Source organism: Stenotrophomonas acidaminiphila (assembly GCF_014109845.1).
Taxonomy (GTDB): Bacteria; Pseudomonadota; Gammaproteobacteria; order Xanthomonadales; family Xanthomonadaceae; genus Stenotrophomonas; species Stenotrophomonas acidaminiphila.
The window spans coordinates 3,050,626-3,072,623 of the sequence record NZ_CP043567.1 but is presented as its reverse complement, the minus strand read 5'-3'; the positions used below and the strand labels follow the sequence as shown (position 1 = coordinate 3,072,623).

The 21,998-nt window shown below is 67.4% G+C and carries 18 protein-coding genes and 1 tRNA gene; 13 read left to right on the top strand and 6 right to left on the bottom strand.

Translation table 11 applies throughout. From position 1 onward, the window contains the following. Nucleotides 1–21: 21 nt before the first annotated feature. Entirely contained in the window at nucleotides 22–1,527 is a 1,506-nt protein-coding gene (locus F0P95_RS14025) for a helicase HerA-like domain-containing protein (RefSeq protein ID WP_182334747.1), read from the bottom strand. Between the two features lie 121 nt (nucleotides 1,528–1,648). Between F0P95_RS14025 and F0P95_RS14020 the strand changes: the two genes are divergently transcribed. The 3 genes from F0P95_RS14020 to ubiB all read left to right on the top strand — a co-directional run bounded on the left by F0P95_RS14020 (nucleotide 1,649) and on the right by ubiB (nucleotide 5,521). Continuing rightward, entirely contained in the window at nucleotides 1,649–3,229 is a 1,581-nt protein-coding gene (locus tag F0P95_RS14020) for a transglycosylase SLT domain-containing protein (RefSeq protein ID WP_425515875.1), read from the top strand. A 77-nt stretch (nucleotides 3,230–3,306) separates the two neighbouring features. Then, nucleotides 3,307–3,804 carry a CinA family protein gene (locus F0P95_RS14015; RefSeq protein WP_054666655.1) on the top strand — a complete coding sequence of 166 codons (498 nt, stop codon included), beginning with the start codon at nucleotides 3,307–3,309 and terminating at the stop codon, nucleotides 3,802–3,804. Between the two features lie 37 nt (nucleotides 3,805–3,841). Then, the gene (gene ubiB, locus F0P95_RS14010) at nucleotides 3,842–5,521 is read left to right on the top strand and encodes a 2-polyprenylphenol 6-hydroxylase (protein WP_182334745.1); all 1,680 of its coding nucleotides are present in this window, start codon (nucleotides 3,842–3,844) and stop codon (nucleotides 5,519–5,521) included. Here the strand turns inward: ubiB and F0P95_RS14005 are convergent. After that, nucleotides 5,518–6,462, bottom strand: a complete 945-nt coding sequence (locus F0P95_RS14005) for an IS481 family transposase (RefSeq protein ID WP_182334744.1) — start codon at nucleotides 6,460–6,462, stop codon at nucleotides 5,518–5,520. The two genes, ubiB and F0P95_RS14005, sit on opposite strands and share 4 nt — an antisense overlap. 177 nt (nucleotides 6,463–6,639) lie before the next feature. On the opposite strand from F0P95_RS14005, the gene lexA reads away from it, so the two are divergent. The 8 genes from lexA to F0P95_RS13965 all read left to right on the top strand — a co-directional run bounded on the left by lexA (nucleotide 6,640) and on the right by F0P95_RS13965 (nucleotide 16,853). After that, nucleotides 6,640–7,287: a transcriptional repressor LexA gene (gene lexA / locus F0P95_RS14000; RefSeq protein ID WP_182334743.1), complete on the top strand. Its 648-nt coding sequence runs from the start codon at nucleotides 6,640–6,642 to the stop codon at nucleotides 7,285–7,287. A gap of 183 nt (nucleotides 7,288–7,470) precedes the next feature. Beyond that, nucleotides 7,471–8,505 carry a recombinase RecA gene (recA, locus tag F0P95_RS13995; protein ID WP_182334742.1) on the top strand — a complete coding sequence of 345 codons (1,035 nt, stop codon included), beginning with the start codon at nucleotides 7,471–7,473 and terminating at the stop codon, nucleotides 8,503–8,505. Nucleotides 8,506–8,610: 105 nt separating this feature from the next. Then, nucleotides 8,611–9,102 (top strand): recombination regulator RecX, encoded by a 492-nt coding sequence (gene recX / locus F0P95_RS13990; RefSeq protein ID WP_182334741.1) that lies wholly within the window; start codon nucleotides 8,611–8,613, stop codon nucleotides 9,100–9,102. 98 nt (nucleotides 9,103–9,200) lie between these two features. Beyond that, on the top strand, nucleotides 9,201–11,852 hold the full coding sequence (gene alaS, locus F0P95_RS13985) for an alanine--tRNA ligase (protein WP_182334740.1): 2,652 nt from the start codon (nucleotides 9,201–9,203) through the stop codon (nucleotides 11,850–11,852). 139 nt (nucleotides 11,853–11,991) lie between these two features. Then, nucleotides 11,992–12,195, top strand: a complete 204-nt coding sequence (csrA, locus tag F0P95_RS13980; protein WP_054668711.1) for a carbon storage regulator CsrA — start codon at nucleotides 11,992–11,994, stop codon at nucleotides 12,193–12,195. 75 nt (nucleotides 12,196–12,270) lie between these two features. Continuing rightward, nucleotides 12,271–12,363: transfer RNA gene (locus tag F0P95_RS13975), tRNA-Ser, on the top strand. Nucleotides 12,364–12,416: 53 nt separating this feature from the next. Then, nucleotides 12,417–13,967 (top strand): DUF6538 domain-containing protein, encoded by a 1,551-nt coding sequence (locus F0P95_RS13970; RefSeq protein ID WP_182334739.1) that lies wholly within the window; start codon nucleotides 12,417–12,419, stop codon nucleotides 13,965–13,967. A 51-nt stretch (nucleotides 13,968–14,018) separates the two neighbouring features. Beyond that, the gene (locus F0P95_RS13965) at nucleotides 14,019–16,853 is read left to right on the top strand and encodes a class I SAM-dependent DNA methyltransferase (RefSeq protein ID WP_182334738.1); all 2,835 of its coding nucleotides are present in this window, start codon (nucleotides 14,019–14,021) and stop codon (nucleotides 16,851–16,853) included. Here F0P95_RS13965 and F0P95_RS13960 read toward each other — a convergent pair. Further along, complete coding sequence (locus F0P95_RS13960; protein ID WP_182334737.1) at nucleotides 16,848–17,657, bottom strand: hypothetical protein; 810 nt, start codon at nucleotides 17,655–17,657, stop codon at nucleotides 16,848–16,850. The genes F0P95_RS13965 and F0P95_RS13960 overlap by 6 nt on opposite strands. A gap of 454 nt (nucleotides 17,658–18,111) precedes the next feature. On the opposite strand from F0P95_RS13960, the gene F0P95_RS13955 reads away from it, so the two are divergent. Continuing rightward, a complete protein-coding gene (locus tag F0P95_RS13955; RefSeq protein ID WP_182334736.1) occupies nucleotides 18,112–18,381 on the top strand; it encodes a hypothetical protein in 270 nt (89 codons plus the stop codon). Here F0P95_RS13955 and F0P95_RS13950 read toward each other — a convergent pair whose 3' ends face one another. From F0P95_RS13950 to F0P95_RS13940, 3 genes are all read right to left on the bottom strand, one after another. Next, nucleotides 18,382–19,620: a hypothetical protein gene (locus F0P95_RS13950; protein ID WP_182334735.1), complete on the bottom strand. Its 1,239-nt coding sequence runs from the start codon at nucleotides 19,618–19,620 to the stop codon at nucleotides 18,382–18,384. It abuts the gene before it with no gap. A gap of 514 nt (nucleotides 19,621–20,134) precedes the next feature. Continuing rightward, entirely contained in the window at nucleotides 20,135–20,368 is a 234-nt protein-coding gene (locus tag F0P95_RS13945; protein WP_182334734.1) for a helix-turn-helix transcriptional regulator, read from the bottom strand. A gap of 33 nt (nucleotides 20,369–20,401) precedes the next feature. Further along, nucleotides 20,402–21,310: a DNA cytosine methyltransferase gene (locus F0P95_RS13940; protein ID WP_182334733.1), complete on the bottom strand. Its 909-nt coding sequence runs from the start codon at nucleotides 21,308–21,310 to the stop codon at nucleotides 20,402–20,404. Nucleotides 21,311–21,389: 79 nt separating this feature from the next. On the opposite strand from F0P95_RS13940, the gene F0P95_RS13935 reads away from it, so the two are divergent. Then, the gene (locus F0P95_RS13935; RefSeq protein WP_182334732.1) at nucleotides 21,390–21,998 is read left to right on the top strand and encodes a hypothetical protein; all 609 of its coding nucleotides are present in this window, start codon (nucleotides 21,390–21,392) and stop codon (nucleotides 21,996–21,998) included.

The window sequence follows — 21,998 nt, the reverse complement described above, 5'->3', positions numbered from 1 at the left end:
GGTGGTGTCTGCCGGTATCGGTCAGCGCTTGCCGCCGAATATCCCGCCGAGGATGCCGCGCACGATCTGGTTGCCCAGTTTGGTGCCGACCGTGCGCGTGGTCTGCTTGGCCATGGTCTCGATCATGCCCTGGCGGCGCCTGGTGCCGAAGATGGCGTCCTTGATGGCCTGGCTGAAGCCGCCTTCCTGGCCATCGTCCTGTTCGCGGGTGCGGGCGGCCGGCGCCTTGGCCTGTTCGGCCGCCTGCTGTGTGCGCCGCGCCAGGATCTCGGCCGCCGATTCGCGGTTGACCGCATTGTCGTAGCGTCCCCCCACCGGGCTGCCGGCACGCACCTGGGCGCGTTCGGCGTCGGTGATCGCCCCCATGCGACAGCGTGGCGGGGCCACCAGGGTCTTCTGCACGGGCGAGGGCACCCCCTTGTCCTGCAGGGTAGAGACCAGTGCCTCGCCGGTGCCCAGCTGCGACAGCGTGGCGACCACGTCGAGCCGGGGGTTCGGGACGAAGGTCTCGGCCGCGGTCTTCACCGCCTTCTGGTCGCGCGGGGTGAAGGCGCGCAGCGCGTGTTGCACGCGGTTGCCGAGCTGGCCGAGGATGTTGGCCGGGACATCGTCGGGGAACTGCGAGCAGAAATACACGCCCACGCCCTTGGAGCGGATCAGCCGCACCACCTGCTCGATGCGCTGCACCAGTGCGGCCGGGGCGTCGTCGAACAGCAGGTGCGCCTCGTCGAAGATGAAGACCAGCTTCGGCTTCTCCAGGTCGCCCACTTCCGGCAGTTTCTCGAACAGCTCGGACAGCAGCCACAGCAGGAAGGTCGAGTACAGGCGCGGCTTGAGGATCAGCTGCGCGGCGGCGAGGATGCCGATCACCCCGCGGCCGTCGTGGTTGACGCGCATGATGTCGGCCAGTTCCAGCGCCGGTTCGCCGAAGAACTTCTCGCCGCCGTCCTGCGACAGGCGCAGCAGCGCACGCTGGATCGCCGCCACCGACTGCGCGCTGACCAGCCCGTACTCGGTGGACACGTCCTTGCGCTCCTCGGCCACCAGGTTGAGCAGGGCGCGCAGGTCGTCAAGATCGAGCAGCAGCAGGCCGCGGTCGTCGGCCAGCTTGAACACGATGTCGAGCACCCCGGCCTGGGTGTCGTTGAGTTCGAGGATGCGCGCCAGCAGGGTCGGCCCCATCTCGCTGACCGTGGTCCGCACCGGGTGGCCGAGCTGGCCGTACAGGTCCCAGAACACCACCGGGCTGGCGGCCGGGGCATAGCCGGCCACGCCGATGTCGGCGGCGCGCTGGGCCAGCTTCTCGCCGCCGTCGCCGGGCACGGCCAGGCCGGCCACGTCACCCTTCACGTCGGCCAGGAACACCGGCACGCCCAGCCGCGAGAAGCCCTCGGCCAGGGTCATCAGCGTCACCGTCTTGCCGGTGCCGGTGGCGCCGGCCACCAGGCCATGGCGGTTGCCGAAGCGCGGAAGCAGGGTGACGGCGATGTCGTCGGTGATGCCCTTGCCGATCAGGATGGGGTCCATGCAGTGCTCCCGGATGTTCGTGGGTGGATTCTAGCTGCCGACTGTATCGCCTGATCGTTCCGGTTGCCGGGCAACGAGGCCGGCGGCTACCCTGCCAGCCTTTCCGCCCGTAATGCCGCAGATGCCCGCTTCCGTTCCGTCCGCCCGTCGTTGCTCGCTGCTGGTCGCCGCCTCGCTGCTGATCGCCATTCCCACCGCGCATGCGCAGCGCGTGTCCGCCCGCGACAAGGGGCGGATCGAGGCGATCGAACAGCGCATGGCCGCGGCCGAGAAGCGTTATACCGACGCGCTGCTGCTGGTCGCCAACGCCGACCCCAAGGGCACCGCCGAGGGCAATGCGGCGCTGGAGGACATGGAGGACGTGATCGACGCCTGCATCGGCCAGAAGGGCTGCCAGGTGGGCAACCTGTTGTCCACTTACAAGCGGCTGCTGAAAAAGCAGGCCGATGACAGCGCCGGCGATGCCGCGGACGAGGCCGGCGACACGCTGGAGGCAGACCCCGACCATGTCGGCCCGCTGGTGGCCGATGTGCCGGAGGCCGCCCGCGCGGCGGCGCTGCTCAACGACCACCGCCATGCCTTCGACGAGATGGTCGAATACAACCCGGCCATCCAGGCCGGTATCCGCCGCTGGCTGACCGACATGCGCCCGGCGCTGCTGACCAGCTACGAGAACTACATGAACCTGCGTGCGGTGATGTGGCCGGAGTGGGAAAAACGCGGCCTGCCGGAGGCGATGCTGTTCGGCATCATGGCCAAGGAGTCCAACGGCCGCGTGCACGCCTCCTCGCGCGCGGGCGCGGCGGGGCTGATGCAGTTCATGCCGGCCACCGGCCGCCGCTTCGGCCTCGGCCCGGACGGCACCGGCTTCGATACCCGCTTCGACGCGCGCAGTGCCGCCGAGGCCAGCGCCTCCTACATGAACGAGCGCATGGGCCAGCTCAACCGCAACATCGAGCTGGCGCTGGCCGCCTACAACGGTGGCGAAGGCCGCGCGCAGCGGGTATTCAACCAGGGCGGCGGGCAGGGCTTCTGGACCGATTCGATCTACAACCAGTTCCCGGGCGAGACCAAGGACTACGTGCCGATGGTGATCGCCGCGGCGTGGATCTTCCTGCACCCGCAGCAGTATGGCGTCGAGTTCCCGAAGGTCAGCGCGCAGCCGGCGACGATCCGCCTGGCCAGGTCCACCACGATCTACGAACTGACGATCTGCCTGGGCAGCGCCGGTACCCGCGACGGCTACATGCGCGTGCTGCGCAACCTCAACCCGCGCTACGAGGCCGATGGCTGGATTCCCGCCGGCACCACCATCAATGCCACCACCCGCATCGCCGGGCTGTACAACCGGCATTGCGTGAACGGGCCGCGCGCGGACCTGGCGCGGGCATTGATCACCGCCGACGTGAATGCCGCGATCAAGCGGCCGCAGGCCGCCAGCTATACCGGCAACGTGGCGGTGGGCGACGTGCAGGCGATGCAGGCGGCCGCGCCTGCCGCCACCGCGCCGGTCGCGCCGGCACGCGCGGCGCGGCGCCCGGCCGCGCGCAGCTACAAGGTCGCCAAGGGCGACACCCTCGGTCGCATCGCGGCACGTTTCCAGTGCGAGGTGCCGGCCCTGGCGCGTGCCAATGGACTGCGTGCGCCGGCCTATGCGATCAAGCCCGGGCAGACACTGAAGCTGGAAGGCTGCGACCGCTGAGCGCGGCGGACGCGGCGGCGGTTTCGCCGCCGCGCGTTTTTCGTTACAACGGGACAACCGTTCACGCAGGCGACGACATGGCCACCACGCCCGACGATCTCGAACTGGAGCGACTCGCCACCCGCATCGGCGAGCGCCTGCGCGCTGCGCGCGACCGCGTGGTCACCGCCGAGAGCTGTACCGGCGGCTGGATCGCCAAGGCCATGACCGGCGTGGCCGGCTCCTCGGACTGGTTCGACAGCGGCATGGTCGCCTACAGCTACGAAGCCAAGCAGGCGCTGCTCGGGGTGCGCCCGCAGACGCTGGAAAGCCAGGGCGCGGTGAGCCGCGAGACGGTGATCGAGATGGTTTCCGGTGCGCTGGTGCATTCCGGCGCCAGCGTCGCGGTGGCCGTCACCGGCATCGCCGGGCCGGGCGGCGGCAGCGCCGACAAGCCGGTCGGCACGGTGTGGATCGGCTGGAAGCGGCGCGGCGGCTACACCCATGCCGAGCGCTTCCACTTCGATGGCGACCGCGATGCGGTGCGACGGCAGACCGTGGCCCGCGCGCTGGAGGGGTTGGAGGCCCTGCTGTGATGCGTGGCCAGCGGCCCCGCTGCGGAGGGCGCGCCTGATGTGGGAGGCGCTGGGTACGGTGCGCGACCTGGGGCGGCTGCAGGAAATCGCCGCCGTCCTGATCCGTTACGGCTTCGGCGACGTGGTCCGCCGCGTCGGCCTGGCCGATGTCCTGCAGCGCGCCGGGCGCCTGCTGCACTGGAATGATCCCGGCCAGATCCTGCAGATGTCCGCGCCGGTGCGGGTGCGGCGGGCGATGGAAGACCTCGGCCCGACCTTCGTCAAACTGGGGCAGGTGCTGGCCACGCGCGTGGACCTGTTCCCGCCGGAGTGGATCGCCGAGTTCAGCGAGCTGCAGAACGCGGTGCCGGCATTGCCCTACGAACAGGTGCGCGGGCAGCTGGAAGCCGACCTCGGGCAGCCGCCGGAACAGGCCTTCGCCCGGCTGGAGCAGCGGCCGATGGCCGCCGCCTCGCTGGCGCAGGCGCACCGGGCCTGGCTGCACGACGGCACGCCGGTGGTGCTGAAGGTGCGCCGGCCCGGCATCCGCGAGGTGATCGAGGCCGACCTGCGCCTGCTGGCGCGGCTGGCCGTGATCATCGAGGCGCGCTTGCCGGACCTGCGCCGCTACCGGCCAGCGGAAGTGGTGGAGCAGTTCACCCGGTCGCTGCGCCGCGAGCTGGATTTCGCCGCCGAATGCCGCAATGCCGAGCGCATCGCCGGCAACTTCGCCGGTCATCCGGAGGTGCTGATCCCGCGCGTGCACTGGCAGTGGACCTGCGAGAGCCTCAACGTGCAGGATTTCGTCGACGGCATTCCCGGGCGCGACCTGGACGCGGTCGATGCCGCCGGCCTGGACCGCGTGGCGCTGGCGCACACCGGTGCGTCGATCATCCTCAAGATGGTGCTCGACGACGGCTGTTTCCACGCCGATCCACACCCGGGCAACATTTTCTACATGCCCGATGGCCGCATCGGCATCATCGATTTCGGCATGGTCGGGCGATTGTCCGAGCAGCGCCGCTTCCAGGTCGCGCGGTTGCTGCACGGGCTGGTGACCCAGGACCCCGAAGCGGTGACCGACGTGCTGCTGGAGTGGGCCGGTGGCGTGGAGGTGGACGAATCGCGCCTGCAGCAGGACCTGGGCAGTTTCGTCGACCAGTACCGCGGGGTGCCGCTCAAGGACCTGCGCATCGGCCTGATGCTGGGCGAGGTGACCGCCCTGCTGCGCCAGTACGGGCTGACCCTGCCGGCCGACCTGGCGTTGATGATCAAGACCTTCCTGACCCTGGAGGGCATGGGCCGGCAGCTGGACCCGGACTTCGACATGGCCGGCGCCGCGCGTCCGTTCCTGGAGCGGATCATGCGCCGCCGTTATGCGCCGCGCGCGGTACTGCGGCGCAGTCGCCGCAGCCTGCTCGGCGCGCTGGACCTGGCCGGCGACCTGCCGCGCGACATGCGCCGCCTGCTGCAGGCCGCGCGGCGTGGGCGCATGCGCCTGATGGTCGACACGCCGGGACTGAAGGGCTTCGGCGACCAGGTCAACCGCGCCGCCAACCGCCTTACCGTCGGCATCGTCACCGCTGCCCTGATCATCGGCTCGTCCATCGTCATGAACAGCATCGGCAGCGGCAGCAACCGCTGGCTGCTGGCGCTGGGCGTGGCCGGTTTCCTCGGCGCCGGCCTGTGCGGGGTGTGGATCCTGTTCTCGATCTGGCGCAGCGGCAGGCGCCCCTAGGTGTGTAAACCCAGTATGTTGTTCAGCGGGATTCGGGAGATGGGCGGCTTGTAGCCTAGGCTGGCGTGGAGCCGGTGCCAGTTGTAGTGGTGCAGCCAGTCATGGAGGGCGCCGGCCCGCTGCACGGAGTTGTCGTAGGCGCGGGCATAGGCCCACTCGCGCAGGCTGGTCTGCACCAGGCGCTCGGCCTTGCCGTTGGTGCGCGGGGTGTAGGGGCGCGTGCGCAGGTGGCGCAGGCCGAGGCGACGGAGCAGGCGCTGGAAGCGGCGCGACCTGTAGCACGTGCCGTTGTCGGTCAACACCCGCTCGAAGCGCACGCCCAGGCTGCGGTAGTAACGCACCGTGCGGATCAGAGCCTTGCAGGCACTGGTTCCGCGCTCGTCCGGTGCGATGGAGGCGAAGGCCACGCGCGAGTGGTCGTCGATGGCCAGGTGGACGTATTCCCAGCCGATGCCCCGGTGCCGGCGCGAGCGGTCGCCGGTCACACGGTGGCCCGGGGAACCGATCCGCCCCAGCTTCTTGATGTCCAGATGCAGCAGTTGGCCGGGCCGGGCGTACTCGTAGCGGTTCTCCGGCAGCGCCGGTTCCAGTTCGGCCAGGCGATGCAGCCCGGCACGGCGCAGTAACCGGGCGATGGTGCTGGGCGCCACGGGCAGTCGCTGGGCGATCTGGCGATAGGTCCGGCGCGAGCGACGCTGCTCCAGCACCTGCGCCACGATGGCCGGCGGCGTGGCATGGGGGCAGGTCTGCGGCCGGGAGCTGCGGTCAACCAGACCCGCAGGGCCTTCCTCCCGGTATCGCTTGAGCCACTTGTAGGCCGTGCGCACGCTCACGCCGGCCGCGTGGGCGGCCTCTTCGATGCGCAGGCCCTGCACGAGGATGCGCTCCACAAGCAGGGCTCGACCGCGAGGCGTCAAACGGGCATGTTTATGCAGGTTCATCCGGGGCTCCTGGGGGCTGGGTTGGTGTCGTAACCCCCATCTTCCAGCGATGCCCCGGATGAACAACCTACTGAGAGATCACACCTAGGCCGGCCTGCCGGCGGCCCTTGAGCGGGTGGGAACCCGGCCGTCACGAGGTACTTGCGGTGGCGTTCGTTAGTAGTAATACTACTAACCATGGACCTGACCCAGACCCAGCAGGCGATCCTGCAGATGATCGCCGAGCGCATCGATGCGGAAGGCATGCCGCCGTCGCAGACCGAGATCGCCCGCGCCTTCGGCTTCAAGGGGGTGCGCTCGGCGCAATACCACCTGGATGCACTGGAAGCGGCCGGCGCCATCGAGCGGGTGCCGGGCCGGGCGCGGGGCATCCGCCTGGTACGCCCGGCCGGGGAGGCCGATGCTGCCGCGCAGCCGGCAGCGTCGGCGGCCGCCGAGCAGGTGCTGCGGCTGCCGGTACTGGGGCGCGTGGCCGCCGGCCTGCCGATCGGCGCGGACATCGGATCGGACGATTTCGTGGTGCTCGACAAGGTGTTCTTTTCACCGGCGCCGGACTACCTGCTGAAGGTGCAGGGCGATTCGATGATCGACGAAGGCATCTTCGACGGCGACCTGATCGGCGTGCACCGTACCCGCGACGCACGCTCCGGGCAGATCGTGGTGGCGCGCATCGACGACGAGATCACGGTCAAGCTGCTCAAGGTCGGCAAGGACCGCATCCGTCTGCTGCCGCGCAATCCGGACTACGCGCCCATCGAGGTCCTCCCGGACCAGGATTTCGCCATCGAAGGGCTGTATTGCGGGCTGCTGAGGCCGAACCGGTGACGGCATTTTCCCCATCGCAGGGGCGATGGTTTTCCTACGGGCGATGGGCGTCGGCGCGGCTGCCGGTATCCTTCCCGTCCCGATAATCTGGCCGCATCGCTAACAGTCTCAGCCTGTGCGATACGCCCCCGCTACAGTGGACCCATGACGAAATCCATGACATCAACGACGAGGAAGACCCCGATGGACGATAACAAGAAGCGTGCGCTCGCTGCCGCCCTGGGCCAGATCGAAAAGCAGTTCGGCAAGGGGTCGGTGATGCGCATGGGCGACCGCGTGGTCGAGCCCGTCGAGGCCATTCCCACCGGCTCGCTGATGCTGGACATCGCGCTGGGCATCGGCGGCCTGCCCAAGGGCCGCGTGGTCGAGATCTATGGTCCCGAATCCTCGGGCAAGACCACCCTGACCCTGCAGGCCATCGCCGAGTGCCAGAAGCAGGGCGGCACCGCGGCCTTCATCGACGCCGAGCATGCGCTGGACCCGATCTACGCCGCCAAGCTGGGCGTGAACGTGGACGACCTGCTGCTGTCGCAGCCGGACACCGGCGAGCAGGCGCTGGAAATCGCCGACATGCTGGTCCGTTCGGGCTCGGTGGACATCCTGGTGATCGACTCGGTCGCCGCGCTGACCCCCAAGGCTGAAATCGAAGGCGAGATGGGCGACCAGCTGCCCGGCCTGCAGGCGCGACTGATGAGCCAGGCGCTGCGCAAGCTGACCGGCAACATCAAGCGCTCCAACACCCTGGTGATCTTCATCAACCAGCTGCGCATGAAGATCGGCGTGATGATGCCCGGCCAGAGCCCGGAAACCACCACCGGCGGCAACGCGCTGAAGTTCTACGCTTCGGTGCGCCTGGACATCCGCCGCATCGGCGCGATCAAGAAGGGCGACGAGATCATCGGCAACCAGACCAAGATCAAGGTGGTCAAGAACAAGCTGGCGCCCCCGTTCAAGCAGGTGATCACCGAGATCCTGTACGGCGAAGGCATCAGCCGCGAAGGCGAACTGATCGACATGGGCGTGGATGCCAAGCTCGTGGAGAAGGCCGGCGCCTGGTACAGCTACGGCGACGAGCGCATCGGCCAGGGCAAGGACAACGCCCGCGGTTACCTGCGCGACAACCCGCAGGTGGCCGCCAGGCTCGAAGCCGAGCTGCGCGAGAAGTTCCAGCCCGCCGATGCCGCGCGTGAAGCCGGTGACGACGCGGACGAGGAGTGATTTTCCCGCGGGGACGGGCGGCGCATCGTCAGTGACGTCGCCCGGTCCCCGCGGTTTTCGCCGGTGCAGGGCGTGCCCGGCACCCATGCAGGGTGATGGCCGGCAATGAACGACAGCGAGGAACGGCCGGGGCGCCGCACCCGGCGGCCGCGTGAACAGACGCCGTTGCAGCGCGCGCTCGGGCTGCTGGTGCGGCGGGAACATTCGCGCAAGGAGCTGGGGCGCAAGCTCAAGGCCCGCGGGGTCGATTCCGACGCGGTGGACGCCGCGGTGGCGCGGCTGGCCGAGGACGGCTGGCAGGACGACACCCGGTTCGCCGAGGCCCTGGTGCGCAACCGCACCGGGGGCGGCTACGGCCCCCTGCACATCCGTGCCGAACTGGGTACGCATGGCCTGGACAGCGAGTCGATCGAGGCGGCGCTGGCTACCTTCGAGGGCGACTGGGCGGAGCTGGCCAGGGACCTGGTCCGCCGCCGTTTCGGCCCCGACGGGCCCCAGGACCTGGCGCAGCGCCGCAAGGCCGCGGACATGCTGGCCCGGCGCGGCTTCGACGGCGGCTGCATCCGCAAGGCCACCCGCTACGATCCTGAGGACTGAACGGACCGGGCCTGATACCCTTTCAGGGTTTCGGCCGTCCCGGGTCCACGCACCGCGTGGGGAGCCGGCTGCCGCCAGCCCGCCTATCGCCAGTCCTCATGAATACACCCGTAAAGTTCACCACCTCTCAGATCCGCGCCGACTTCCTCGAATTCTTCAAGGGGAAGGGCCACACCATCGTGCCTTCGGCGCCGCTGGTGCCGGGCAACGACCCGACCCTGCTGTTCACCAACTCCGGCATGGTGCAGTTCAAGGATGTGTTCCTGGGCGCGGAGAAGCGCAGCTACGTGCGCGCAGCCGATGTCCAGCGCTGCCTGCGTGCAGGCGGCAAGCACAACGACCTCGACTCGGTCGGCTACACCGCCCGCCACCACACCTTCTTCGAGATGCTGGGCAACTGGTCCTTCGGCGACTACTTCAAGAAGGACGCCATCGCCTGGGCATGGGAGCTGCTGACCCAGGTCTGGAAGCTGCCGGCCGAGCGCCTGCTGGTCACCGTCTACCACAACGACGACGAAGCCTATGCGCTGTGGCGCGACATGATCGGCGTGCCGGAAGCGCGCATCGTGCGCATCGGCGACAACAAGGGCGCGCCGTATGCCTCGGACAATTTCTGGCAGATGGCCGATACCGGCCCGTGCGGCCCGTGCACCGAGATCTTCTTCGACCATGGCGAGCACATCGCCGGTGGCCCGCCGGGCTCGCCGGATGAGGATGGCGACCGCTTCATCGAGATCTGGAACCTGGTGTTCATGCAGTTCGACCGCCAGCCCGACGGCACCCTGGTGCCGTTGCCGGCGCCGTGCGTCGACACCGGCATGGGCCTGGAGCGCCTGGCGGCGATCCTGCAGCACGTGCACACCAACTACGAGATCGACCTGTTCCAGGCGCTGATCCGCCAGGCGGCCGGGCTGACCGGCACCGCCGACCTGGAGAACAAGTCGCTGCGCGTGATCGCCGACCATATCCGCGCCTGTTCGTTCCTCATCGTCGATGGCGTGCTGCCGTCCAACGAAGGCCGCGGCTATGTGCTGCGCCGGATCATCCGCCGCGCCCTGCGCCATGGCTGGATGCTGGGCGTGCGCCAGCCGTTCTTCCACAAACTGGTGCCGACCCTGGTCGAGCAGATGGGCGAGGCCTATCCGGAGCTGCCGGCCGCCACCACCACGGTGCACAAGGCGCTGCTGGCCGAGGAAGAGCGTTTCGCCGAGACGCTGGATGCGGGCATGAAGATCTTCGACGACGTCGCGGCCAAGGTCGACGATGGCGTCATTCCGGGTGGTGATGCCTTCCGCCTGTACGACACCTATGGTTTCCCGGTCGACCTGACCGCCGACATCGCCCGCGAGCGCGGCATGACGGTGGACATGGCCGGCTTCGACAGCGCCATGGAGCACCAGCGCGAGATGGCGCGCGCCGCCGGCAAGTTCGGCGGTGGCGTGACGCTGCCCGCCGAACTGGTCGCGACCCTGTCGCCCACCGTCTTCCTCGGGTACGACCAGCAGCAGGCCGACGGCCTCAAGGTGGTTGCCCTGCTCAAGGGGGGCCGCCCGGTGGAGGGTGTGCAGGCCGGCGACGAGGTGATCGTGTTCACCGACAGGACGCCGTTCTATGCCGAATCCGGCGGCCAGGTTGGCGATACCGGCATGCTGTCCGGCAACGGCGTGGAGCTTTCGGTCTCTGATACGCAGAAGTTCGCCGGCCAGTTCCACGGCCACGTCGGTACCGTGAAGCAGGGCGTGATCAAGCTCGGCGACATGCTTGCCGGCGGAATCGACAGCGCCCGTCGCGGTGCCACCATCCTCAACCACTCGGCGACCCACCTGCTGCATGCCGCGCTGCGCGAAGTGCTGGGCAGCCATGTGCAGCAGAAGGGCTCGCTGGTGGCGCCGGACCGCCTGCGCTTCGATTTCTCGCATTTCCAGCCGATCAGCAGCGAGGAGCTGGCGCTCATCGAGCGCAAGGTCAACGAGCAGGTCCGTGCCAACAATGCCGCCGAAGTGCACCACATGGGCATGCAGGAGGCGCTGGATTTCGGGGCGATGGCGCTGTTCGGCGAAAAGTACGGCGAGAACGTGCGCGTGCTGAAGATGGGCGACTACTCGACCGAGTTGTGTGGTGGCACCCACGTGTCGCGCACCGGCGACATCGGCCTGTTCAAGATCACTGCCGAGGGGGGCGTCTCGTCCGGCGTGCGCCGCATCGAGGCGGTGACCGGGCAGGGGGCGCTGGACCATGTGGATGCCGAGGAAGCCCGCCTGGCCGAGGCCGCGAGCCTGCTGGGCGGGGCGGCGACCGACGTGGTGGAGAAGATCCGCCAGCTCGGCGAGCGGCAGAAGCGGCTTGAGCGCGAGCTGGAGGCACTCAAGGACAAGCTGGCCTCGGGCGCGACCGCCGACCTGGGCGCTTCGGCGGTCGAGATCGGCGGTGTGAAGGTGCTGGCCGCGCGCCTGGAGGGTTTCGACGCCAAGGCGCTGCGCGAGGCGATGGACCGGCTCAAGCAGCAGCTGGGCGACGCGGTGATCCTGTTGGCCGGTACCCAGGACGGCAAGGCCTCCCTGGTCGCAGGCGTGAATGGCTCGGCAATGGGCAGGGTCAAGGCCGGGGAACTGTTGTCCCATGTCGCCGGTCAGATCGGGGGCAAGGGCGGTGGTCGTCCCGATCTGGCACAGGGTGGCGGTGAAGACGGTCCCAGGCTGGTCGCCGCGCTCGACGGCGTGCTGGAATGGATCAAGCCACACTTGGCATGAACGTAGGCAGCCGCGCGCCTTGAAGGCGCCTGCTGCCTGCCATTAACATTGGGAGTCTTTTCCCTTTGTCGTGGGGCGCAGGTTCTTGGCGCGCCAATGCCGGTGGGAAACCCCCACCGGTTCCATGGAGACTCGCACAATGTTGATCCTGACTCGCCGTGTAGGCGAAACCCTGATGATTGGTGACTCGGTCAGCGTGACCGTGCTCGGCGTCAAGGGCAACCAGGTACGTATCGGTATCACCGCGCCCAAGGACGTGGCGGTGCACCGTGAGGAAATTTTCCAGCGTATCCAGCGCGGCGACGAGCCGGCTGCACAGGGAAGTGAAGAAACTTCCGAATAAGGGTTTACCTTTCACCCCGTTAAACGGTATTCTTCGCGCCCTGCCACGGAACACGCGGCAGGGCAAAGAGAAAACGGAGTGATGCCCGAGAGGCCGAAGGGGCTCCCCTGCTAAGGGAGTATAGGGTCAAAAGCTCTATCGAGGGTTCGAATCCCTCTCACTCCGCCAACCTCTAACTTATTGATATTGCATAAGTGTAGAGCGTTGCGTTGGACAATCGCATGGACACTTCCATGCGACTTCCCCAGTACATCATCCGCCAGCGTGGCGGCTTCTATTTCCGCCTTGTCGTTCCGGCTCGCCTGCGGCCGCGCGTCGGCTTGCGCGTCGTCAAGCGCTCGCTGTGCACGCGCGAACCCCTCATTGCCCAGGTGCGCGCACTGGCGCTGGCCAGTCGCTACCATCGGGCTTTCCGGGCAATGGAGAAGGCGATGACAAAATCGCTTGACGAACTGCTAGCAGGGGCTGAGGCCGCCTTTCAGGAGGGCCGGACCAGGGACCTGACCCTGACCCTGCCCAACGGTGCGCGACTGGAAACCTCGCCCAACGATCCGCCCGAGGTCCACGCCGAACTGTTGAACATGGCCCGCAACCTGGCCGCCGCAGGTCTTGCCCCCGCAACGGCCACACCCGCGCAGGCGCCGGCAGTACCGGCGACGAATGGCCCTGGGCCCACCCTGGGCCAGGCCATCGCCGACTTTATCCCCTACAAGCGCCAGTCAGTCACCGGCAAGACCGCCGACAGTTACGCCGAGCGGTTGGCCGCGTTCCGCGACCATGTGGGCGCGGATGTCCTTTTGCGCGACATCGGGCCGGATATCTGCGGCGCGTACTACTTGGCCCTGATTTCGCCGCCGACCTCCTACACCAAGAACTACGCGGGCAATATCTTGTCCGCGATTTCCGGGCTGTTTGCGTGGGCGATGACGCACCGGCATTACCCGAAGGGCGCCAACCCCACTCATGGGCACAAGGAACTTTCACGCGAGGAGTTGAACGCCAAGGCGAACGGTATGGGCTGGGAGCCGTTCGACGCGATCCAGTTGATCGACATTTTCAACCCCCTACGCTTCTCCATGCTGCCCACGCACCATCGCTGGTTGCCGGTGTGCCTGCTCTATACCGGGGCAAGGCCTGACGAACTGGCCGCGCTGGAACTGGCGAAGATCAAGCGGGCAGGTGATTGGGATTACATCGAAATCAACCGGGGCAAGACGGCCAGCGGTATGCGACTGGTGCCACTCCACCCGGAACTGGTTGAACTGGGTTTCATGGAGCACGTCGAACAGTTACGGGCGGCCGGTGAAGTGCGCCTGTTCCCGCAATACGAGCAGGCCGAAGGCTCGACCACCAGCACAAGCAACGCAGGCGGCAAGGCGTTCTCTACCTACCTGGCGCGCACGGGCGTGGTGAAGGAGAACGAGGGCGCGAAGATCGGGCTGCGTTCGTTCCGCACGACGGTGGCGGCCGTTATGGCCTTCTCCGGCACTGACCATGGGCTACAAGAGCGCTTCATGGGGCACCAGGAGACGACCGGCCCCCTGACGATTGACCCAGGGGCTGCGAAGAAGGGGGCCATCACCCAGTCCGTCCATCACGCGAACTACGCGGGCAAGGCCATGCTGAAAAAGCAGATGATCGGGCCGTGGCTGGACGCACTGGCGAAGGCGTGTCACCCGGCGCTGAACTGGGCGGACCAAGGGGTGGTTGATATCGAGCGCTTGCGGCACCTTCTCGGCCAGGTCGAGGAGCGCCGCGACGGCGTGGAGTGACTCCGCCGGGGCATAATGGCCACACCAGGGGACGCGAACGGTGGGGAGCCGATGACGCCACAGGATTTCATCGCCAAATGGCGTAACGGCGGCGACGAGCGCCGGGACTTCCAGTCCTTCTTTGATGACCTGTGCCGGCTCCTGGGCCACCCCACCCCCCGCGAGGCGGACCCGGAGCACACCTGGTTCACCTACGAGTACGGGGCCAGCAAGACCAGCGGCGGCGAAGGCTGGGCCGACGCCTGGAAGCGCGGATTTTTCGGGTTCGAGGCCAAGGGCACCGGCAAGGATCTGGGCAAGGCCTATGCGCAGTTGAAGATGTACGCGGACGCGCTGGAAAATCCGCCGCTGTTGATCGTCAGTGACCTCCAACGCTTCGAGATCCACACCAACTTCACCAACGCGGTGAAACAGGTCCACCGGTTCACGGTGGAGGACCTGGCCAACCACGACACGCGCCGCCTGCTGGCCGCCGCGTTCAACGATCCGCAGCAACTGCGCCCAGGGACGAGCCGCGCGGACATTACGAAAGAAGCGGCGGCGAAGTTCGCCACCCTGGCCGACGCCCTGCGCAAGCGCGGACACGAGCCGCACGCGGTGGCGCATTTCCTCAACCGCCTGCTGTTCTGTATGTTCGCCGAGGACATTGGCCTGCTGCCCGACCACATCTTTTCCAAGTTGGTGCGCAGCGTCCAGGACAAGCCCGACCAGTTCGAGGCCCGCGCCGCTGCGCTGTTCGCGGCGATGAAGGATGGCGGTGATTTTGCGCTGACCGAAATCGAACACTTCAACGGCGGCCTGTTCGAGGACGCCAGCACGTTGCGTCTGGAAGCGCCGGAACTGGCGACCTTGGACCAGGCGGCCCGCCTGGACTGGTCCGAGATCGATCCGAGCATTTTCGGCACGCTGTTCGAACGTGGCCTGGACCCGAGCAAGCGCAGCCAGTTGGGCGCGCACTACACAGACCCCGATACGATCATGAAGATCGTTGGGCCGGTGGTGGTGGACCCACTGCTGGCGGAGTGGGAGACGGAGAAGGCGGCCATCGCCGCCACCTTGGCCAAGGCCAAGACCAAGGGCATACCGAAGGCTGCCCAGCAGCGGTTCAATGCGTTCCTGGAGCGGCTGCGCGGGCTCCGTGTGCTTGATCCGGCTTGTGGCTCCGGTAACTTCCTGTTCCTGGCCCTGCGTGCATTGAAGGGGTTGGAGGCGCGCGTTCTGTGGGAGGGCGAAGCCCTGGGACTGGGCCGACAAGCGCCGAGCGTCGGCCCGGCCAACGTTCTGGGCATTGAGTTGAACGAGTACGCCGCCGACCTAGCACGGCTGACCGTCTGGATCGGTGAAATCCAGTGGATGATCCAGAACGGCTATGGCGTGCGACGTAATCCGATCCTTCAAGCCCTGGGCGGGATCGAGAACCGCGACGCGCTGATGAACCAGGATGGGAGCGAAGCCGCCTGGCCGGCGGCGGATGTGATCGTAGGCAACCCGCCTTTTCTGGGCACGAAGAAGCAATGGGGCGAGTTGGGCCGCGACTACACCGACCGCATGCGGGCGCTGTACAGCGGGCGTGTGCCTGGGTTTGCTGATTTGGTGTGCTACTGGTTCGAAAAGTCTACCGACGCAATCAAGGCAGGCCGGACGCAACGCGTTGGACTTGTTGCTACCAACAGCATTCGCGGCGGCGCTAATCGCGAGGTCTTGAAGCACGCTACGGAAGCCGCGCGCATTTTTGAAGCATGGAGCGATGAGCCGTGGACCAACGAGGGCGCAGCCGTTCGCGTGTCCTTGGTCTGCTACGGAAACAGCACCCAGGGCGCAGCACTTGACGGCCAGCCGGTGGCCGAGATATTCGCCGACCTGACGGCAAGCGATGGCGCAGGCGGTGGCGTTGACCTGACCAGCGCCGCCAAGTTGCCGGAGAACGCAGGGGCCGCATTCGTCGCCACTGTGAAGGCGGGGCCGTTCGACATTCCAGGCGCGACCGCGCGCGAGTGGCTGAAACTCCCGAACCCGAACGGACGCCCTAACGCCGACGTTGTGCGGCCCTGGGCCAACGGCATGGACATGACGCGGAGGCCGTCGGATACCTGGATCATCGATTACGGCGTAGACATGCCGGAGGCTGACGCCGCGCTGTATGAGGTTCCCTTTGAGCATGTTCAACACGCTGTCCACAGCAAGCGCGAAGCGAGCACCAAGGAGACGAAGTACAAGCGTTTTTGGCAGATGGCGCGGCCCATTCCCGCAATGCGTGCGGCGCTGGTGGGCCTCCCGCGCTATATCGCTACGCCAGTCCTGGCCAAACATCGCCTGTTTGTCTGGATGGACGCCGGAATACTGGCCGACCACCAACTAATCGCTATTGCCCGAGATGATGACACCGCCCTAGGCGTTCTTCATTCGCGGTTCCATGAACTGTGGGCGCTGCGCATGGGCACTAGCCTTGAAGATCGACCGCGCTATACGCCAACGACCACATTCGAAACCTTCCCGTTTCCGGAAGGCTTGACGCCGAACATTCCCGCTCAGGATTACGCGGAAAATCCGCACGCCCAGGCCATTGGCGATGCCGCGCGGGCGCTGGTGGAAGCCCGCGACCGCTGGCTAAACCCGCCGGAGTGGGTGGACTGGCAACGCACGCCAGAGGAAGAAGCCGCCGGTTTCCCCGCGCGTCCCGTTGCCAAGCCTGGGCACGAGACGGCGTTGAAAAAGCGCACGCTAACCAATCTCTATAACGAGCGCCCGGCCTGGCTGGACATGCTCCATCGCGTCCTGGATAAAGCCGTGGCCGCCGCCTACGGCTGGGAATGGCCGCTGACCGATGACAGAATCCTGCGCCGCCTGTTCGAGTTGAATCAGGCGCGCAGTGGCGCAGCCTCATAACGCCACACGGGCGCGCGATGACGCCGCGAGTTGTGCGGCGTCCAGGTGGCGCACATGCGCCGACTTGGACGCCTTAGCCTGGCTGTCGAGCAGTAGCACGCGCGTCGGTTCCTTGTGGAGCGTTAGCACGCCGTGGGCGATTTCGTAGCGGGTGAAGAACGAGGCCGAGGCCTGGACCTGATCCAGGGCGCGCCTCAGGCGTGGCTTGAAGTGATGGGCGGTCAGGCTGGACCCGCACAGTTCGCGCAGCGCTTCTAGTTCGATTTCATACGCCCGGCGATGGGTGGCGATGTAGTCATGTAACCAGGTTGCCAGCGGGTACGCGCCTAGGGCTGCGCGCCCGTCCAGGGGCAGATAAACGGCCTCATCTTCCAGCAGGTCACGCATGCCAGGCGGCCAGGTCATGGACACGCGCCCCCTGGGCAGTTTGCGATAGGCGAACAACGGCCCCTGGTAATCCTGGCGGCGCGTGTTGATCTCCACGCGACTGGTGGCCAGGTCATCGAACAGGGCAAGCAGGCGGCGCTTTGCGGAGGTCTGGACCGAGGTCAGGCCGAGCGCGCGGAGCGCGTCGATCAACCGCACTTCATCGCGCGGGGACTTGGCGGCCAGGGTGGTGGCGACTTGCCAGGCCGCGGCATGGGCCTGGGTCAGGCAAGGCCCGGAGTGGCGGAGCGTGATCCGGTAATCCTGGGCGGCGGGGATGACGCGAAGCGGAAGCACTGGCACCCCTGGGCGGTAGGGCTTGGGCGCGAACAACGCGGAACGCGCGAAGGCGAACGGGACATGGGTAATCAATGACATGGGGCAGGCCAGGCAGCGGAGGGACTGCGCTTGTAATCGCTCCCAGCGTGTTGTCCAGCCCGGACTGGTTGGCGCGTGCGATGGTCCGCATTGGCCCGTGCGAGAAATCGGATGGCGCGTGCGAGCGTGGACCGGTTAGGGCGTGCGAGCGAATGCGCCGCAACCCGTTGAGGCCTCGCGGAAAACGGCGCAGGAGGCTAATGCTCTTTCAGGCTTTGGAGTACTAAAAGCAAGGGGCCGCATACGCGGCCCGGGTCCCCACTGCGTGGGGTGTAAAAGCAAAAGCCCGTGAGCCAGGGCCGCCCTTTCGGCATGGCTACATCGTCTCCATTCACAGCGGGGGCCATGCCCCCGCGCCCCCGACTCTTGGGAAAAGCAACGACCTGGCAAGCGCTACGCGCTTGCGCCTCCGGCCTGATCTGCTAGGTAACGTCCTCCCGTCCCGAGTACGACCATGCCCGACAGCACGAAGGAAACCCGCGCCGCGTTGCGCTTGCTCCTGGACCAGATGGCCAAGGCCCTGGCGAAGCCGAAGCCGCAACCGACAGAAGGCGAGGAGTTCATCCCGCCGCCTGGCTACCGCACGCGCGTGAATGTGCGCGAGTTCCTGCGGGGCCAGAAAGGCGACGGCGAGGAAAGTTGGTGGGATAGCGGCAGCGACGGCGACCCGCTGATCGGCTTGCGCCCCCCGCGCAGGCGGCGCGGTCCGCGCCCGCGTCGCTGACTACCAGCCAGGCCTGGGCAGGCGTCGCCTGGGTGGCGATGCATTAGTTGCAGATTGCGAAGAAGTCCGCGCGGCCAGCCGTGTGGCCACCTGGGCGAAGCGTTCGGCCAGGGTGGGCGGCAGGGTCTTGGTCCGCCGTACCGGGCGCGAGGCGGTGGCGGCCTTGATCGCCACCGCGCCCCTGGCGCTGCGCGCGTGGCCATAGCCCTGCTGTGTCCTATCGTTCGCATGGCCGAGCCAGGCCGCCGCACCGGCCCGCCCCTGGGTGGCCTTGGCGTCGCTCGCTCGGGCGTGTCGGTACGCGTAGGGGCTTAGCCCCGGCTGGGCCTGGCGCATGGCCCGGCGGACGGCCACCACATCGGCAGGGCTGGCGTCCAGGTCGCCGCCTGTTTCGTCCACATAGGCCCGCAGGAAGGCCACCGCCAGGCCGGACTGGCCGCGCCGTGTCGGCTCCACTTCCAAGACCCGCAGCGGCTGGCCGCGCACGGCGTCCACCTTCGCCCCGGCCACCGCCAGCCGCAGGCCGGTGGCGGTCTTGTCCAGGACCAGGCCCCGCGTGGCCTCAGCGGGGCGAATGCCGAACAGGGCGAACACCATGGCCAAGGCCTCCACCCTGGCGCAGCGCCCAGGCTGTTGGGCCAGGGCCACCAGCAAGCGATCCGGGGACAGCGCACGCCGCCCCGCCTGGCGCTTGGACTTACACGCCGAGCGCAGCCCCTCCGCGCGTAACGCCGCCGCCTTCTGCGCCCAGGTGGGCCGATCCTGGGCCAGGTACAGCGCCCGGTAGACCGTCGCCCGCTCGAAGGCGGCCAGCGTGTAACCGCGCATGGCGTCCAGGTCCTTGGCCTTGCGTGCCGACTCGGCCAGGGACCGAAGCCGGGCGATTTCCTGCGCCTCTACCCACCGGCAGGCGCTGCGCAGCCGGTCGAAATGCGCCCGCGTGCTGGCCTGGTCCAGGGGCGTAGCCCCAGCGATCGACAGCCGCGCATGGTCGCGCCGGTACGCGGCCACCGTCGCGGGCGACGGGTTCGCCCCGCTGGCGTTGGCCAGGTCCAGGACCGCGCGGATAGCGCGATCCTGCGCCACCCCCACCGGCACCCGGTAGCGCAGCCCCTCGGCCTGGGCCAGGGCGTGTGCCTCGCCCAGGGTGTCGGCGTAGCGTGCCCGCAGCCCATCCGGCAGCCCATCGCCTGGGCTGGGGCGTGTCGTCTCGGCGGCTGGCGCGCTGTTGCTCCTCATCTCCTCCCCACCCCAAACACCCCGGGACGGCGAAGCCGTCCCGCGTCGTCGGGCGTCAGCCCGACGACAGGCCCCAGGCTCCCGCCTGGGGCCCAGCGGCCTGCGCTGGTGCGCAGGCCGTGGCCCGGTCGCTCCCGCTTTCCCCTTGGCCTGCTGGACGCAGCCCAAGGGCCGGGCCGCCTCCCTGCGTCCTAGTGCTACGCGCCAGGACTTCGAGAGGCCACATTGTCGGCCAGTGCCGACAATGTGAGGACCGTTCCCCAGTGTGTGGCGGTGATGGGTAAAGGCAAGACGAGCCGAGCCGGCCAGGAATAAGCCGCGCTTGTTTCGCAGGTCGGCGGAGTGTCAGACTGTTGGACACCTTGTTGGACACTCTCACTCGAGCGATTGTCTGGCGCAAACGATTGATAGGATTAGGATTTTCAATCGCGGGCGGGGTGGTGTTGGACACTTTCGGTCTGTCCCTCTCACTCCGCCAAGACCTGATCTAAGCCGCTGATTCCAGCGGCTTTTTTCATGCCGCGAGGTCTTGCCCCATGTTTTGCCCCATGTTCGGGGACCAGGGTTTGCCGGCCGCAACGGCGAGGATGAATTCCTCGATCTCCGGCGAGAACCACAGCGATTTCGTGCCGATCTTGCGCGGCTTCGGGAACAGGCCCTTGGCCATCATCCGGTAGATCGTGGCCGTGCTGAGGCCGACCCGGAGCTTGACCTCCTTCAGCGGCCACAGGGCGATCTCGTCAGCCATGTCGGCTACCTCCATTGCGTTGCAAGTTGGGGGTCATGCTGCAGCCCTCAGTGCTTCGATCACATCGCGCACAACCGGCGGGCAGACCGCGTTGCCGAGCATGTGCATGGCGTCCCGTTGGCGATCGGGCAGCTGGTAGGTCGCGCGGAAGCCCATGGCGCGGCGGGCCTCATCGACCGAGAGCATGCGCATCCTGCTGCCGTCCACCACTGCCCAGCGATCCCGGGTCGTGATCGTGCCGACCGGCCGCGACAGGCTCCGTCCGCCTCGCTCCTTGCCGTAGAACGCCGTCAGGAACCGGTCGCCGTGCTGGCGCCGACCGTTCTGCACGCGCCCCAGGGTCGCGGCGCTGCGGCCTGGTTTCTCGACTGCGGACCAGCGGCCCGCGTCGAAGTCGATGATGCTTGCAGCCGGCACATGCTCGCGCCTGGGCAGCGCCAACTGGATCGGGTGCTTGCTGCGGGTCAACGCGATCAGCACGCGCTCCCGGTTCTGGGGCACGCCGTGGTCCGCGGCATCGACCAGATGCGGCGAGATTGCGTAGCCGAGCGCGTTGATGGCCGAACACCACGCGGGGAACAGCTGCCACCGGGTGAACTCTGGAACGTTCTCGATCAGGCCGAGCGCCGGACGGTGGCATTCCAGCGCCGAGACAACAGCCCATGCCGTGGCTCGGGTGGCATCGTGGTGCGGGCGCTCCTTGCCGCGCGCGCGGGTGTGGCCTTGGCAGGCCGGCGACGCCAGCAGCAGATCGTGTGCTGGCACCAGTGTCCAGTCGGCCTGCTGCAGGTCCTGGCAGACGTGCGCCGTCGCCGGATGGTTGTTGGCGTGGACCTGGACGGCAGCCGGCCAGTGGTTCGCCGCCCACACGACCTGGCAGCCTGCCTGCTCGGCGCCCTCGCTGAAACCGCCCAGGCCGGCGAAGAGGTCAATTGCTCGCATCGCTCGCCTCCTGCGGGCGGGCCGCTTGAGCGCGCGGACGCATGGCAGAATGCCGCCCAATCCACAGGGGGATCAGGGAATGAGCATGCTGGATGGTGTGAGCCAGTGCTGGTTGTTGAGCAAGAGCTGTGTCGTGAACTGGGATGCTTGGGGCGTGGTTGTGGCGCTTGCTTCTGCTGTTGCCGTCGCTTTTCTTGGTTGGCAAACATATAGAGTCACTTCCGCTACAGCGAAGCTTGCAAAGGACGTAAAAGAGCGGGACGACGCAAAAGCTCGACGGGAGGAACAGATCCTTGCCGCGCATATCTTTCCTGAGATTGTCCGCGCCGCTGTCCACTACAGGGGGCTCGCAGAAGAGCTCAAGCAGCCTAGTAAGCTTGAAGATATTTATGAAATTGCTGAGGGCCGTGCAATTTTGTTGGCTGCAGTGGGGGACGTAGGCCTTGATGTGGTTTCGGAGTCTGTCCCGCGCCTCTCCTCGCTGTCTATTGGCATTGCGAGTGCAGTGACACAGGCTATTGGACACGTGACGGTGGCTAAGGACATAGCACAGCGCTTCCAAAGCTACCTTCCGAAAGATCATGATCGTGTTCGATTCAATATCATCGTCCGCTCGGTTGAGAATGCGGCTGAAGCCTTCGAGAGGGCTCAAATTGCAATCCGCGGGGATACGATTGGTGTTGCCTAA